General features: G+C 64.6%; 15 protein-coding genes. 6 read left to right on the top strand and 9 right to left on the bottom strand.

All coding sequences use genetic code 11. The features are described from left to right. Window positions 1–292 precede the first annotated feature (292 nt). Both IV500_RS12340 and trmB read right to left on the bottom strand, forming a co-directional pair. The gene (locus IV500_RS12340) at window positions 293–601 is read right to left on the bottom strand and encodes a UPF0758 domain-containing protein (protein WP_196397106.1); all 309 of its coding nucleotides are present in this window, start codon (window positions 599–601) and stop codon (window positions 293–295) included. Between the two features lie 89 nt (window positions 602–690). After that, window positions 691–1,551, bottom strand: coding sequence for a tRNA (guanosine(46)-N7)-methyltransferase TrmB (gene trmB / locus IV500_RS12335; protein ID WP_196397105.1), 861 nt, complete (start codon window positions 1,549–1,551; stop codon window positions 691–693). Between the two features lie 387 nt (window positions 1,552–1,938). Here trmB and IV500_RS12330 point away from each other — a divergent pair, with 387 nt between their 5' ends. Further along, window positions 1,939–3,654 carry a DEAD/DEAH box helicase gene (locus IV500_RS12330; protein ID WP_196397104.1) on the top strand — a complete coding sequence of 572 codons (1,716 nt, stop codon included), beginning with the start codon at window positions 1,939–1,941 and terminating at the stop codon, window positions 3,652–3,654. Between the two features lie 196 nt (window positions 3,655–3,850). After that, window positions 3,851–4,642, top strand: coding sequence for a putative protein N(5)-glutamine methyltransferase (locus IV500_RS12325; protein WP_312875912.1), 792 nt, complete (start codon window positions 3,851–3,853; stop codon window positions 4,640–4,642). Window positions 4,643–4,673: 31 nt separating this feature from the next. On the opposite strand, the gene IV500_RS12320 is transcribed toward IV500_RS12325, so the two are convergent. From IV500_RS12320 to IV500_RS12310, 3 genes are read right to left on the bottom strand one after another with little or no spacing between them, the layout of a single operon-like run. Then, complete coding sequence (locus IV500_RS12320; protein WP_196397102.1) at window positions 4,674–5,249, bottom strand: HutD/Ves family protein; 576 nt, start codon at window positions 5,247–5,249, stop codon at window positions 4,674–4,676. 4 nt (window positions 5,250–5,253) lie between these two features. Beyond that, entirely contained in the window at window positions 5,254–5,484 is a 231-nt protein-coding gene (locus IV500_RS12315; protein WP_196397101.1) for a hypothetical protein, read from the bottom strand. A gap of 47 nt (window positions 5,485–5,531) precedes the next feature. Beyond that, complete coding sequence (locus IV500_RS12310) at window positions 5,532–6,989, bottom strand: amino acid permease (protein ID WP_196397100.1); 1,458 nt, start codon at window positions 6,987–6,989, stop codon at window positions 5,532–5,534. 125 nt (window positions 6,990–7,114) lie between these two features. Here IV500_RS12310 and IV500_RS12305 point away from each other — a divergent pair, with 125 nt between their 5' ends. From IV500_RS12305 to IV500_RS12295, 3 genes are all read left to right on the top strand, one after another. Continuing rightward, window positions 7,115–8,137, top strand: a complete 1,023-nt coding sequence (locus IV500_RS12305) for an adenosine deaminase (protein WP_196397099.1) — start codon at window positions 7,115–7,117, stop codon at window positions 8,135–8,137. A gap of 179 nt (window positions 8,138–8,316) precedes the next feature. After that, window positions 8,317–8,889 carry a hypothetical protein gene (locus IV500_RS12300; RefSeq protein ID WP_196397098.1) on the top strand — a complete coding sequence of 191 codons (573 nt, stop codon included), beginning with the start codon at window positions 8,317–8,319 and terminating at the stop codon, window positions 8,887–8,889. A gap of 43 nt (window positions 8,890–8,932) precedes the next feature. After that, window positions 8,933–9,643 carry a PspA/IM30 family protein gene (locus IV500_RS12295; protein WP_196397097.1) on the top strand — a complete coding sequence of 237 codons (711 nt, stop codon included), beginning with the start codon at window positions 8,933–8,935 and terminating at the stop codon, window positions 9,641–9,643. Here the strand turns inward: IV500_RS12295 and IV500_RS12290 are convergent. Together IV500_RS12290 and IV500_RS12285 are read right to left on the bottom strand one after the other, a co-directional pair. Then, window positions 9,640–11,301 carry a sialidase family protein gene (locus tag IV500_RS12290; RefSeq protein WP_196397096.1) on the bottom strand — a complete coding sequence of 554 codons (1,662 nt, stop codon included), beginning with the start codon at window positions 11,299–11,301 and terminating at the stop codon, window positions 9,640–9,642. The genes IV500_RS12295 and IV500_RS12290 overlap by 4 nt on opposite strands. 21 nt (window positions 11,302–11,322) lie before the next feature. Next, on the bottom strand, window positions 11,323–11,994 hold the full coding sequence (locus IV500_RS12285; protein WP_196397095.1) for a pentapeptide repeat-containing protein: 672 nt from the start codon (window positions 11,992–11,994) through the stop codon (window positions 11,323–11,325). 85 nt (window positions 11,995–12,079) lie between these two features. Here IV500_RS12285 and IV500_RS12280 point away from each other — a divergent pair, with 85 nt between their 5' ends. Next, window positions 12,080–13,333, top strand: coding sequence for a diaminopropionate ammonia-lyase (locus IV500_RS12280; protein ID WP_196397094.1), 1,254 nt, complete (start codon window positions 12,080–12,082; stop codon window positions 13,331–13,333). Window positions 13,334–13,358: 25 nt separating this feature from the next. On the opposite strand, the gene IV500_RS12275 is transcribed toward IV500_RS12280, so the two are convergent. Then, complete coding sequence (locus IV500_RS12275; RefSeq protein WP_196397093.1) at window positions 13,359–14,246, bottom strand: DUF4031 domain-containing protein; 888 nt, start codon at window positions 14,244–14,246, stop codon at window positions 13,359–13,361. Continuing rightward, window positions 14,243–14,908 (bottom strand): HAD family hydrolase, encoded by a 666-nt coding sequence (locus IV500_RS12270; protein WP_196397092.1) that lies wholly within the window; start codon window positions 14,906–14,908, stop codon window positions 14,243–14,245. Before IV500_RS12270 ends, IV500_RS12275 begins: the two co-directional genes overlap by 4 nt. Window positions 14,909–14,962 lie beyond the last annotated feature (54 nt).

Genomic DNA, 14,962 nt, shown 5'->3' with positions numbered 1-14,962 from the left:
CGAAGTGTGTGGTGTTTCGCTGGTTCCGGTGCTTGTTCTACTACTATCGAACATATCTTCAGTTTAGTCCTGTTGGTTAGAACAGACAATAGTATATGGGGTCTGTGGACAACGAATTCTCACGGTTTTGGGACCGATTACGGGGCCGGACCGCGCAGGTCCCTACACCGCCGTATGCCGGGCTCGGTCGATAACGGAAAAACCCGTGCCGACCATGGTCGACCACCGGAAAACGCCTGCCAGCCGTGGTCGACAATGAAACCGAAGCGATGGCTAGTTTGGCCCACCCGTTTCAGCCCTTTGCGCGGCGTGCCGCCCTGCGGCTTAGTTCGCTGCCTGCGACTATCCGCATGGCCAGCGCGGGACCGACGCCGTCGACCTCCAGCAGTTGTTCCAGGCTGGCTTCTGCGAGGCCTGCGGCACCGGATGTCCTGTGCAGGATGCGTGCGGCTAATTCCACGCTGCTGCAGCTGCGTATCCCCGATCCGATGATGACCGCCAGCACTTCTACATCCCTGAGCCGGCGAATGCCCACGGAGAGCAGCCTTTCCCGAGGCCGATCACCGATGCTCATTTGGGCGATGGATGTGTGCTCTCTCATGTTCATTAGGTTAGGTCCGTCCTGCGGCCTCGGCCTGGTTATCCGTGCCGGTGTGGGTAATCCGGGTGGCGGCAACACTTGTGCAGGGATTACCGGCGCCGCAGAGTCAGATCAAAAATTGTCCGCCCTGCAAGATGTGCCTTATTTTCAAAGCCGGTCAGGATTCTCCCCGGGAAACGCGGAGCCCAGCCGCCTGCCGTGTCCAGTTCACTGGAACGATCACAATCAACTGCGGAGAGCCGGGCCTCGGTGAGCGGACTATCTGCGCCGGTCCGTTCGCCGTCGTGCACGTTGTCGAAGTCTTCAGCTGCACCCGCTACGTCGCGCATTTGGCGTGCATAATCTGACCAATCGGTGGCCAGCCTCCATAGACCCCCGGTCTCCAGCACGCGCGCGACCAGTGGAGCGAAGGAATCCTTGACCATCCGGCGTTTGTTGTGTTTCGTCTTGTGCCACGGATCCGGGAAAAAGACCCACACCTCGCTCACCGAACCCGGCGGAAGCATTGTGCTAAGGACCTCGGGCGCATTTGCCTGCACGACCCTTACGTTGGTCAGACTGCGGGAGGCCACCTTGAGCAGGGTCTGCGCCAGTCCTGGAAGGTAGACCTCCACGGCCAGGAAGTCCTTTTCCGGGTGCTCCTGGGCAGCGTGGACGACGGCGTCGCCAAGTCCGGAGCCGATCTCCACGATCAGCGGTGCCCGCCTTCCGAAAACTTCGACGGCGTCAAAAACGAAGTCCGGATGCACGGAGGTATCGGCAACGTGCCGCGGGACATCGACGGCGTAGGTCTTCTGGTGCTCCTCCCACGCCCGCTCGCGTCGGCCCTGCAGCCGTGTGCCGCGGCGCACAAACGAGACAGGCTGCCCCTGGTAAGTGCCGTGTGCGGCTTGGCTGCCGGGGGTCACAGCGCGGGGAAGGAGGGCGGCTGAATCTTCGAAGTCACTCATCAACTCCAGCGTACCTTTCGGCCGCGGACAAGGGTTCGACGACGGGAAGGTTCGACGACGGCAAGGTTCGACGACGACAAGGTTCGACGGCGGCGAAGGGTCCGGCCCGCGGGTCAGAGTCCAGCGGCGAAGGTCCGGCCGTCGTCAGAGTTCGTCGGCGAACCTGATAGACTAAACGAACTTGAAGCGCATTTCCACGCCTTCATGCGTCGATGAACGCGTTGATCCAGTCCCGCAAGTTCTCTTCCATGCCAACAGATGGGCCCGTACGCCGGGCCCGGTGCATGGTCTGCGGTAGACATTTTCTGACATTTCTTCGGCGAATCCCTGCGTGCCGACCGGCTCCAGGGCATCGTATTTATGCCGAACCGAAAGCAACCATTTTTTATGACTACTTTCTCCAGCCTTGGTGTGCCCAAGGTCCTCGCCGCTTCCCTCGCCGCCAAAGGCATTGAAGAGCCGTTCCCCATTCAGGTCAAAACTCTGCCCGATACACTGGCTGGCCGGGATGTGCTGGGCCGCGGCCGTACCGGCTCCGGAAAGACCATTGCCTTTGCACTTCCCCTGGTGGCACGTCTGGCTGAGGCCGAGGCAGCATACCGCCGCAGGCCCGGCCGCCCGTTGGGCCTGGTGCTGGCGCCGACCCGCGAGCTGGCTACCCAGCTCAACAACACGATCGAACCGCTGGCCAAGGAAATGGGCCTCACCACCACCGTGATCTACGGCGGCGTTTCACAGCAGCGTCAGGAGCGCGCGCTCAAGGCCGGCGTGGATATTGTCATTGCCTGCCCGGGGCGGTTGGAAGATTTGATGAAGCAGCGTCTGGTCACGCTCGAATCCGTCGAAATCACCGTACTGGATGAGGCAGATCATATGGCGGACCTCGGCTTCCTGCCGGTGGTCAAGCGGCTCTTGGACACCACTCCCAAGGGCGGTCAGCGCATGCTGTTCTCCGCCACATTGGATAATGGGGTGGACAAGATTGTCCAGCGCTACCTCAGCAACCCGTTGACACACTCGGTCGATGACCCCAAGGCGTCCGTGAGCACCATGGAACACCACGTCTTGGTCGTCAACGATCAGTCGGTGAAGAAGCAGATCATTACCGAACTGGCGTCCGGCTCAGGCCGCCGCCTGCTGTTCATGCGCACCAAACACCACGCACGCAAGCTGGCCAAAACCCTGACCGATGCCGGTATTCCCGCTGTGGACCTGCACGGGAACCTCTCGCAGAATGCCCGGGACCGCAATCTGGCCGAGTTCTCCTCCGGCGACGTGCGCGTCCTGGTGGCCACAGACGTTGCCGCGCGCGGAGTGCACGTCGACGACGTTGAGCTCGTGATCCATGTTGATCCGCCAACGGAGCACAAGGCATACCTGCACCGTTCCGGCCGGACGGCCCGTGCCGGATCGGATGGAACGGTTGTCACCATCACGTTGCCGGAGCAGCAGTCGGACGTGAAGAAGCTGATGAAGGCCGCCGGCGTCGACGTCTCCTTTGAGCGCGTAACAGCCAGCCATCCGCTGATTGCCAAATTGGTGGGCGAGGTGGCCGGCAAGATTGACCCCCGGACCCGTGCCGCACTGCAGGCGGCTAAGACCGGTCAGCAAGGCGGCGCAGAGTCCACGGGCGCGAATGCCGAGCGCAAGCGCGCCCGCCGTTCGGGTCACGCCGCACCGACCGCCGGAGGCCGCGGGGGACGCGGCGGACGTGGCCGGGTTTCCGCCGGCACCGCAGAAGCGGGTAATCGCGAGGACCGCCGAAAGGACCAGACGCAGGCTCCTCGTTTCGGCAGTGAGAACCGTCGTCCGGCTCGTGCCGAAGGCGGCGCCGACGTAGCACGCGGCCCCAAGCGCGCCCCGCAGGCCGCATCACACCGCAACGATGCATCCCGGGGCGCAGGCCGCTCCGGTGCCGGGCAGAACGCCGCAAGTCAGCGCGGCGCTGCCCCCCGCACCCAGGGCTCCGCTCAGGTCTGGTCCTCAAACACCGGCGGAACGTCCACCGGCAGCTACACAGGCGCTGGCTCCGCGGGCGCAGGCCGTTCCGGTGGTTCCCGGCGTGCTTCGGCTCCTGCATCGAATCAACGCCGCGGCCGCTAGAGGCGCACGTTTCATCCGACCGGGTGGTCGGCGAGGACACAGTCAGCTGTCTTCGTTGGCTGCCCGGTTCGTTGTGGGCGGCAGGTCACTGTAGGGCACTACCAAAGGCCCCGCGTGGCACCCTGTGTAGTTGTTAGGGTGAATGCATGTCGAACCATACCGTTGGCCGGACGGCTCGGGGAGCAGCACAATTGCCGTGACAGTTTCCCCGCGGTTTCCGCCGCGCGCTGACGTCGTCAGGGCATTATGCGCCGCGGGGTGCGTTTTTGCCGAGGAAGAAGCGGATTTACTCCTTGACGGCGCACAAACGCCGGCCGGCCTCGCTGACATGCTGGCGAGGCGCATCGCGGGTCTGCCGCTGGAACTCATTCTGGGTTGGGCGCAGTTTTGTGGCCTACGGATGGTCGTAGCACCGGGCGTTTTTGTGCCCCGGCGCCGCACCGAATTCCTGGTCCGTCAGGCTGCAGCACTCGCAGACCCGGAAGCCATAACCGTGGACCTGTGCTGCGGCTCGGGCGCGGTGGGGGCTGCCCTGCTCCGTGCCATCCCGCGTGCGCAGCTGTATTCGGTCGACATCGATCCGACGGCAGTCAGATGTGCCGCACACAACATTGCTTCCGTAGGTGGCCGGGTGTTTGAAGGGGACCTCTTCGGCCCGTTGCCCGCTCAGCTGCACGGGCGAGTGGACATCCTTGTCGCGAACGCTCCCTATGTGCCAACCGGGGCCATCGCGATGATGCCGTCGGAGGCGCGTCTGTATGAGGCCAGGGCCGCGCTGGATGGCGGGCAGGACGGGCTTGACGTGCAGCGGCGGGTTGCGGCCGGGGCGCTGGCCTGGTTGGCGCCCGGCGGACACCTGCTGGTGGAGACGAGCGAACGCCAGGCCCCGGAGTCTGCCGAAATTTTCCGCCGCAATGGGCTGGTCCCGCACGTCACCAACTCCCCGGACCTGGACGCAACCGTTGTGATCGGCAGCGTCGCGGATTGAGCCGCGACTGTCGTTAGTCCAGGGCCTGTCGTTAGTGCGCAGCGCCGATGCTCACAATGGCTACAAAGCCGCGGCCGGTGAGTTCGGGTGCGGCATCGGAACCGGCGACGGCGTCAAAACGGGAGAGCGCGGCGGCGGCGGCACCCGGCCCGGACGCTGTACCTTCCTCCACCGTTGCCTGTCCTTGCAGAAGAACCGCATACTGGTCGGCAAAAACCGGATGCGGGCGCTTTTTGGAGAGCTCGATGACGGTGGTGTAGGCCTTGAATTTCCCGCTGCGGGCCACAACGCCCAAGTCCATCACATTGCCCGTTGGCAGCGCTGCGTTTGTTGCGGCGTCCCCGGAGAAGCGGAAGGGGCGGTATTTCTCAAGGAGGTGCTCGCCGCCGTCGACCTCCAACAGCAGCAGGTCACCGTCGATCACGGTGATAAGGCGCTCGATTCCCGGCATCACTGAGAACGGACCTGCCGTAGTTACTTCCGCGATGCTGATCCGCCAGTCCCAGCCATCGCCGTCTGCCGCTTTCACCGCCGCCACCGTCCGGGTGACGCCGCCGCCGTTGGCCCAGCGTTCGGGTTTGAGCCGGCTATAGCGGATTACCTGCACGGGTCTAGTCCTGCACGCTTTTGACGCTGATCACGCGCATTCGTTTCGGCTCCGTCTTGCGTCGCTGCGCGTTACGCCGGGCACGTGCGTACACCGCGGACAGCAGCAGGGACAACGCGAAAGCGGCTGCAATCTTGAGCAGGAATGGCCATGGAAGCACCGACAGGACCAGACAGACCAGAGCAAAACTGACAAATTGGAAGACCAGATCCGCCCGACCCGTTTTTTTACGCATACCCCCAGACTACTCGGCGAATGCGCTGGTATCCGTCACGGCAGGTATCAGTCACGGCCGGGAGCGGCGACAGCTTCGTGACGCGGACTGTCCGGATTCATCACTGAGTGGTGCCGGCCATAAAGGAAGTAGATAAACAGGCCGATGATCAGCCAGATGGCGAATCGGAGCCAGGTCTCCCAGTGCAGCTGCGTGATCAGGAACGCGGAGGCGAGCACACCGAACGCGGGCACCACGGGCATGAAGGGAAGCCGGAAGGTACGGGGCTCATCTGGCTTGGTGCGCCGCAGCACTATGACCGCCACACAGACCACCACGAACGCCGCCAGGATGCCGATGTTGGTCAGATCGGCAACCAGACGGATGGGGAGGACGCCCGCCAGCACTGCGGAGGCGCCGCCGGCAATCCAGGTAACCCGCTGCGGAACGCGTTTCTTATCCGTTTGGGAGAACCACTTCGGCAGCAGACCGTCCCGGCTCATGGCGAACCAGACGCGGGTCACCCCAAGCAGGAACGTCAGCATCACCGTCAGGATGGAAATCACGGCAAACCCGGCAATGATAGTGGCAATCGTCGGCAGCCCCACGGAGTCGAAGGCGGATGCGAACGCGCTGTTCGGGTTCAGGTCGGTATATTTCTGCATGCCCGTGAGTACCAGAGTCGCCATGACGTAGAGGATCATAGCGATGATCAGCGAGAGAATAATCGCCTTGGGCATGTGTTTTTTTGCGTCCGTGGCTTCTTCAGCGGCGGTGCTCATCGCGTCATAACCAAAGACGGCGAAGAAGACCGTGGCCGCACCTCCGAGGACCGGCCCAAAACTGGTGGGCATAAACGGGACAAAGTTGGAGCCGTTGAGATGGAACATGCCGATCCCGATGATTCCCAGGATCAGCAGCACCTTCACTCCGACGGCCACCAGCTCAAACCGGCCGAAACTCTTCGAGCCTCGACTGAGGATCCAGGTCACCAGTAGGCAGACGACGACGGCGGGCAGGTTAATGATGCCGTGCGGCGTCTCGGGCGTCCAGGCACTGGAAATCCAGTCCGGCACGGTGACGCCGATACCGCTCATAAAGGCGCTGAAGTAGCCGGAAATCCCAATGGCCACCACGGCCACGATGGCGATGTATTCCAGCAGCAGGTCCCAGCCGATAAACCAGCCCACCAGCTCGCCCAGTGCCACGTAGCCGTAGGTGTAGGCGGAGCCGGCACGGGGAATCATCCCGGCGAACTCAGCGTAGGAGAGGGCGGCCGCGCCACTGGCCAACCCTGCGATGAGAAAGGAGATGACGACGGCCGGCCCAACGCCGGGGTTGGCGCTGTCCCCGTGGGCCACGACACCGGCGAGCGTAAAAATTCCTACGCCGATAATGCCCCCGACCCCGATGGCGGTGAGTTGCCACAGACCAAGGCTGCGCAGGAGTCCGCCGCCTTTTTCATCGTCGACGTCCTGAACGGGTTTGCGCCGCCAGATTGAGTACGGGTTTGCCAGCTGACTCATTAGTGCCTCCGGAAGATCGTGCCGCCGCTCGGATCGGCTCAGTTTACTCCCGTGTCAAGCCCTGTAACGTGATGCCCCGCGCATTTTTTTATGTACCGCACCGTGACGGTGTGATGGAATGATGCATGTCAATTTCCCGTTTGGGCCCCGTCCGCCTGCCTACCGCAGAGCTGCACTTGCACATCGAAGGGACGCTGGAACCGGAGCTTATCTTCGCACTGGCCCTGCGCAACGGTATTACGCTGCCGTACCGGGACGTTTCCGCCCTGCGGGAGAAGTATAAGTTCACCGATCTGCAGTCTTTCCTGACGCTGTATTACAGCAATATGGCAGTTCTGCTCACCGAGCAGGACTTCGAGGATATGACTCGGGCGTATCTGGTGCGGGCCGGTGCCGCTGGCGTGCGGCATGCAGAAATTTTCGTCGACCCACAGGCGCATCTGATCCGTGGTGTTTCACTGGAGACCTGCATCAATGGAGTCACCCGGGGACTGGCGGACAGCGAGGCCCGATACGGCCTGACCACCTCACTGATAGCAGCATTCCTGCGGGACAGAGCCGCCGGGGAAGCGCTTGACGTGCTTGAGCAGCTGATTGCCATGGACGCGCCGATCATTGGCATCGGCCTGGACTCAGCGGAGGTGGGCCATCCGCCGTCGAAATTCATTGCCGTTTTTGCGCGCGCACATGACGCCGGGCTCAAATGCGTAGCTCACGCCGGCGAGGAGGGTGGCCCGGAGTACATCTGGGAAGCGCTGGATTTGCTGGGCGTGGCCCGCATCGACCACGGAATCCGCGCCATTGAGGATGAAATGCTGGTCGAACGGCTGCTGACTGAGCAGATTCCGCTCACTGTCTGTCCATTGTCCAATGTGCGGCTGCGAACGGTGGACACGCTGGCGGACCATCCCCTGCCCGGTATGCTGGCCCGCGGGCTGAATGTCTCCGTGCATTCGGATGATCCGTCCTACTTCGGCGGTTACCTCGATGACAATATGGCACAGCTGACCAGCACCTTCGCTCTGGACAGCAGCCAGTTGGCGGAACTGGCCGCCAATTCGGTCCGCTCGGCCTTCCTGCCGCGCGAGCGCAGCGGGACGCTGCTGGCCGAGATCGACAACTGGCGGATGGCGCAACCGCGCAGCTGACCGGGCGGCTGACCGCCGGGGGGCTAACCTGGCGGCTGACCGCCGGGCAGCTAAGCGAGCGTTGTGCACAACATTGCGCACAACGCTGTGCAGCGCAGTGCTGCGTGCTAGGCTACTGCGCATAGGCCGCGGCGCCGAACACGATTGCGGCCTGACGATTGTGTGGAGGCGACGCGAAAATGGATGCGGCAACCGTTCTACTGATTCTGCTGCTGATCATCGTGGTGGTTGTCGGCGCGGGAGTAACAACTGCCGGTGTTCTGCTGTATCGCGGTGGCCGCGGTGTCGCGCGACGGGTTGCTCCCGTGAGTAGAGCGCGCAGGGGCGCCCTCGTCTACCGCACCCGAAGCTCGGATCCGCAGCGTCGTGGCCTGGCGGTCACGCGGCTGCAGCTCCAGGACAGTCTGGCAGCCACCAACAGGAGCCTGTCCGTCGCGGTGGATTCCCGCCAGCAGGTGGGGAACCTGGGCTACATTGTGCAGACCTTGAATCATGCCGGCAGCGTGCTCGATCGCCAGCTGGCAGTGGCGGAAAAAGACCCGGATCCCGCCATCCAGCGGCTCTACGCACAGACGCTGGGAACCCAGAGCGGGCAGGTACTGCACACCTGTGCCGGCGTTCGGCAGGCGCTGGCCAGGACCTCGCAGCCGATGACCGCCGTCGATATTTCCACTCTCACCCGGCGTCTGGACGTCGAGGCGAAGGTGCTGGACAACTGGGCCGCCACCTATACCCGTCTCGGGAACCCCTAGCTGGCCAAACCGGGACGGAATCAGCAATGACAGGAGCATGGCCGTGACGCTGATTGAGCGCATCACAATGATTTTTCGATCCAGGGCCAATGCCGCGGTGGATAGATATGAGGACCCGCAGCGCAGTCTGGACTATGCGTACCGAAACCAGCTGGAAGCTCTGCAGCAGGTGCGGCGCGGCATTGCAGATGTTGCCACCAGCCGGCACCGGCTGGAGATTCAGGCCAACGAGCTGCATGCGGCGATGGGGCGTCTGCAGCAGCAGGCGCAGCGCGCGGTAGACCTGAAGCAGGATGAGCTGGCCCATCTGGCGCTGTCCCGGCGCGCCGACCTGGCGGCACAGCTGGCGGAGATTACCCGTGCCCGCGATGGACTGTATGCGCAGGAAACGAAGCTCACTGACGGATTCGGCCAATTGCAGATCCGCCTGGAGGGTTTCCGCATCCGCGCGGAGACCATTCGGGCAACGTACTCGGCCGCGGAGGCGCAGAGCCGGATCGGCGAGTCGCTGGGTGGGCTGAATAAAGAGCTGGCAGAGGTCTCCCTGACCATGGCCCGGGCCGAGCAGCACGCCGCGCAGATGCAGGCCCGGTCGGCGGCTCTGGACGAGATGAACAGGGCCGGCACACTGGAGGACCCCACCCGGCCGTTCAGTGACCCGGTGGCCCGCGAACTCGACCGGATCAGCGGCGAGCACCAGGTGGACGCCGAGCTGTCCTTGATGAAGGCGGACCGGGCCGCGCGGCTGGTTTAGGAATCGATCTGCACCTCTCCGGTTGTCGTATCGAACCGGAACCTCCTGCCGGGCGCCGCGGCACCAGCGTTTGCCTGCCGGGTGCTCACCGGCGCGCGCAGGCCGAAGGAGACAGCTGCGGAGCCGGCTGCAACGTCGCTGTCCGTCACCGTGTACGTCAGGGATGGGTAAAGGTGTTCGCCGCCGGGAGGGAGCTGCACAGAACTCTCGGCTCGGGCAGTGCTGAAGTTCCCGGTCAGTACGACGGCGGCAGGCTGGCTGCCGTGATTAGTGGCCCTGACGGCAAAAGCCAGGATGTCCCCGCTGGCATAACCGGGGCGGGGCGGCCCGTAGTTTAGGGCCTGCGACTCCCGATTGGAGAGGATTTGGACGGCATCAGCGGAATACCCCTGGCCCATCTCCTTCCATACGGCCACGGGGAATTCCCCCTGCGGTCCGGGTAGAGGCACACTTTCCCCCACCGTCTGCCAGGTTTCCGGCAGGCCCGGCGAGATGGAGCGCAGTTCCACCTCCAGAACGACATCCTTTTCGTTTCCGTGCGGGGCCGTACCCGCCATGGGCGCAGCGGGTGCGGTGCGCAGCCGGGCAGAATCCACCGAGGTGAAGACGATTTCCCGGTAACCCTCCCGCTCGTAGAGCACCCCGATTCTGCCGTCCGGCAGCCGGGCCGCGGTGGAATAGGCGCTGCTGCCCGGACACAGGACTAAAGCGTGCGGCCAGGAACTGCCGTCATCCACGGAGAGCTTGAGTACTGTGTTTCGCCGCAGCGCGGTGTCATGGTTGTGCGTGGCGATCAGCCAGCTGTCGGTGGCGGGCGAGGACCAGCCGGCAAGGACGGGGAGGCCGTCGAAGCGGGTCACTGAGCCATTGTCGCTGGGATCCGGGAGGTCCGGATGCGGGCGGGGAAGCGAGTAGGAGTGCCCGCCGTCAGTGGAGATTGCCGTCAGCCGGTTCGGCGTAGCGCGGGAGTGCAGCAGGACGTGCCCATCAGAAAGCCCCACCGTTTTGTTCTCATTGGTGCCCGGTCCGATGAACTCGCCCAGGGTCCATGTCCCGCCGTGGTCGTCGCTATAGGCAGACGCAGCCAGGATTTTTCCGGCCGTATTTCCGGCCGCTTTCTCCTCGGTGACAAGGACCACGAACTGCTGGATCAGCCTGCCTCGGTATGGTCCTGCATGCAGCTGGATACCCTGACCGGATGCCGCAAAAATGCCGGTTATCGCGTCCCTTTTGAGCTGGTCGGTGATCCGGCGGTGCTGCCAGCTGACGCCGTCGTCGTCGGAATAACTGTAATCGCAGTGCTGCACTGCATCCGTCGGCTCCAACCCGGCTACCGCTTCGAAGAAGCCAGCCTGCGTGCCAGCCGCGTGGAACATGAAAATCCGGCCGGTTTCCGCATCCACCAGCAGGCTCGGGTCGCCAAAGCCGGCCAGCGAAATTCCGGTCCGAACCACCTGCTGCGGCCCCCACGTCCTGCCACAATCACCGCTGCGGCGCAGCAGAAGATCGATCGGATTCGGCAGGTCATCCAGGTTCGGCCGGCCGTCATAGGCCGCAAGGACCGTGCCATGGGTGCTCACCGCCAGAGCCGGAATCCGGTATTGGCGGTAACCGCCGATCCCCCGGGTCGCCAGGACGCGGTCAAAGGATGGCGTCATAGTTCCATATTAGCCTCCGGCTCAGGCGACGCTAATGCCCAGATATCCGGCCAGCAGCGGAGCCAGCAGCCCCAGCTGGTAATCGTCGATGACAGCTCCGGCCAGGTTACCGATGCCGTGAATAGCGCTGAATTCGCTGCCGCGCAGATCCAGATCCGTACATTTTGCCGCACTGACGTCAAGGGTGCCGATCCGGCAGTTCTTCAGAGCCATCCGGCTGACCGTGCTGCCGCCAAGGTCGAGTTCATTGATGATGCAGTCGCTGATCAGCAGATCGGAGATTTTTGCAGTCCGCAGGTTGAGAAAATCCAGCTTCCCGCCGTCGATCCGCACGGATTGCCAGGTGCTGTCGTAGAGCTCCGCCGAGCCCCAGCGCGGAGCCGTGACCACCACATCCCGCCACGTGGAGCGGGCGGCCGTGAAGACCGGGGCAAAGCTATCGGCGAGGATGCAATTGCGGAACCTGACGCCGCGCAATTGAGCCTGGTGGAAAGTGGCGCCCTGAAATTCACAGTCGATGAAGTCCGAGGCCGTGAGATCCAGCCCGTCCAGAGTTGGTCGGTCAAAGCGCTCGCCGTCGTAAGTGTCGCCGGAGAGGAAGGACGAATCTGTCGCGTCCCGCAGCTCGTGCAGGTGGACGGGGGACAGCCGGGGTGCTTGAAGACGGCCGGTTTTCGAGGACTTGGAAACCATAGTTCCAGCCTACCGACCTGCCTACCGACGGTGGCGGGCGTCCCGGGTGCTGGCTGTTTCGCAGCCCCGGACGCACAATGGTGAGATGACTGGCACAAACGCATCCGACCCCGCACCTTCCGGCCCCGCACCTTCCGGCCCCGTCCCGTCCGGCCCCGCACCTTCCGGCCCCGCACCTTCCGGCCCCGCACCTTCCGGCCCCGTTTCACCGGACGGCCAGGAGAGCGGCGACTGGTACTCGAATCCGTCCGCGCGGGACCATCGCAGTGTTTCCGCACCGGTTCAGGTGCTTGATTTTCACCTTCGGTTGCCCGGTTACGCACCTACGCCGTTGCGCGATTGCCCCGAACTGGCTGCGGAGCTGGGGGTCGGGCGGGTTTTTGTGAAGGAGGAAGCCGAACGGTTTGGCCTCCCGGCGTTCAAAATGGTGGGCGCGTCGTGGGCCGTTTGCCGGGCCTTGGCAGCCACAACGTCCGAGCCCGATCGGCTCTGGACCTTTGATGAGCTGAGGGAGCAGCTGGACGCAAGGGTCCGGCTTGTCTGTGCCACTGACGGCAATCATGGCAGGGCCGTGGCCCATACCGCCGCCCTGCTCGGGCTTCAGGCCCAGGTGTTTGTCCCGGCGTCCATCGGCCAGCGGGCCAAAGACGGCATTGTCAGTGAAGGGGCGCAACTATGCGAAGTCGATGCGCCTTACGACGATGTGGTCAGTCAGGCCGCACAGGCCGCGGCCGCGGATCCGTACGCACTGCTGGTGCAGGACACGGCCTGGCCCGGATACGAACAGATTCCCGGCTGGATTGTTCAGGGATACTCAACGATCTTCCGCGAAATCGACGCCCAGTTGCACGATGCCGGTGCCGGCGGTCCGGATGTTGTGGTCACCCCCTGCGGGGTGGGTTCACTGATCCAGGCCACAGCGGCTCACTACCGCGGCGGCGATCGCGGGGCAGAGGTCTCCCGCCCCTCGCTGCTCAGCGTCGAACCCGAGGAATCGGCGTGCCTGCTCGAGTCCCTGCGGGCCGGGCATCCCGTGGCGGTGCGGACCGGCTACACCCGGATGGCGGGGCTCAATTGCGGCATCGTCTCCAGCATCGCCTGGCCCGTGCTGCAGGGCGGTGTCGACGCCGCGGTAACGGTCACCGAGGATCAGGACCTGCAGGCCGTCACCGAGCTGCAGCGGCTGGGGCTCGATAGCGGGCCATGCGGGGCTGCGTCACTGGCCGGGCTTAGGGTGGCGGCGGGGAATGCCGCACTCCGGCAGGCCATGGATATCTGCGCCTCTTCCGTCGTGGTGTTGCTGAGCACGGAAAGTCTCGCCGCCAATCCAGTGACATGAGACGCCCGTCGCACCTGTATGCCGGTCAGCGTTCCGGCTTCCAAAGATCGCCGCTGAGCTCGTCCTCGAGGTTGCGTTGCGCGGCGGCCAGCCATTGGTTTTGCGCGCCGCGGGTGTGGAACAACGGATCCAGTCCAAGAAGCCGGCGGACGACGGCGGCACGGCCGGCCGCGAAGTCGGCGTCCCCGACGTGAGCGTAATCGGCACGAACTGCCGCCAGATAGCGGCGGTACTGTTCCGGGGTGCCCCCCAGTACGGACAGATCCGCATCGCACAGCAGCGCGCCGCCGTCGTCTGCCGGCCCGGCAGCGTGAGCTGCCGTCAAACGGATTAGGCGCACCGTCTCACGAACCGGCGCCGCGGGCAGCCCGGCCCGGGCCAGGGCGGACTGCGCCAGCTGCGCGGACTGCTCCTCATCCGCACCCGCCGCGCCGCGGTAAACCGCGTCATGGAACCAGGCGGCCAGCAGGACGGGTTGCTCCGGCTGCGCAGTCAACAGTGCCAGGGCCTCCAGCACTGCCAGCAGGTGTTTGGGCCCGTGGTAGTGCCGGTGCGGTTCGCTCCAGCGGGCCAGCAGGTCGCGACCGATCGCCTGCCGGCCCGGGAGCACCCTGCTCCAGCGCTGCAGCAGGGCGCCCTGCAGAGATTCCGGCCGCTCGCGTGCCGGAACCCGCAGCCCGCTGGCAATCAGCCGCCGGACCAGGTCGTTGCCGGAGACCTCGACGGCACCCCGGTGGACAAGGTCGGCATACCGGCGCTGCGGGACGTCGTAGTGGTCCCGGTCAAAGGCACGGGCGGCAATTCCCGCGCCAGCGGCAAAGGCGTGCAGCTCGGCCAGCGAGGTGTCCGAGACCAGATGCGAAAAAACGGTGCCGTGCGCCGGCCAGACGGGCGGGTCCAGATAGAGCGTCACATTGAACCGCCGGGTGCAAATTCCTGCAGCAGTTCTTCCATCCGCTCGAAAGGAATGGCTCCGGCGGCAGCCAGCGAGCCGGCCGCGGCGAGGCCGCCGGTGAACCCATAAGCCGTCATACCCGCGGCGACGGCCGCATGCACCCCGGGAACGCTGTCCTCCACGACGACGCAGCGGGCCGGATCCACTCCCATGGACCAGGCAGCGTGCAAAAACAGGTCCGGGAACGGTTTGCCGCGGGGAACCTCCGACGCGCTGAAAATCCGGCCGTCAAACTGGTGGGCCAGGCCGGTCAGGCCCAGCGTGAGCCGCATTTTTTCGTGTGAACCGCTGGAGGCGACGCAGTGTGGCAGGTTGCGCGCCCGCAGTGCCGCCAGCACCCGTTCGACACCGGCAACGGGGGTGAGGCTGCTGCTGAAGGCCTGCCGGATTTCCGTCGTTGAGCGTCGGTCGAATTCCGCGGCCAGCTCCGGCCCCAGGAGCCGCTCCAACAGCAGCTGACCTGCGGCGGCGGTCCTGCCCATGAAGGCGTCCACCACATCCTGCTCCGAGTACGGCGCACCCAGCTCGGTGAGCAGGCGGGCCTCGATCGCCACCGTCAGCCGTTCGCTGTCCACCAGCACGCCGTCGCAGTCGAAGATGACGAGTCCGCTGGGGTCCATTCCTCCACGCTAGCGGCAATCGGGCCCCGCGTTATGCATCCGGCGTTCCCGTGG

Source organism: Arthrobacter terrae, assembly GCF_015708085.1.
GTDB classification, from domain to species: Bacteria; Actinomycetota; Actinomycetes; order Actinomycetales; family Micrococcaceae; genus Arthrobacter_M; species Arthrobacter_M terrae.
Note: the sequence above shows the minus strand (reverse complement) of the source record. Positions and strands in the feature narration are given on the sequence as shown.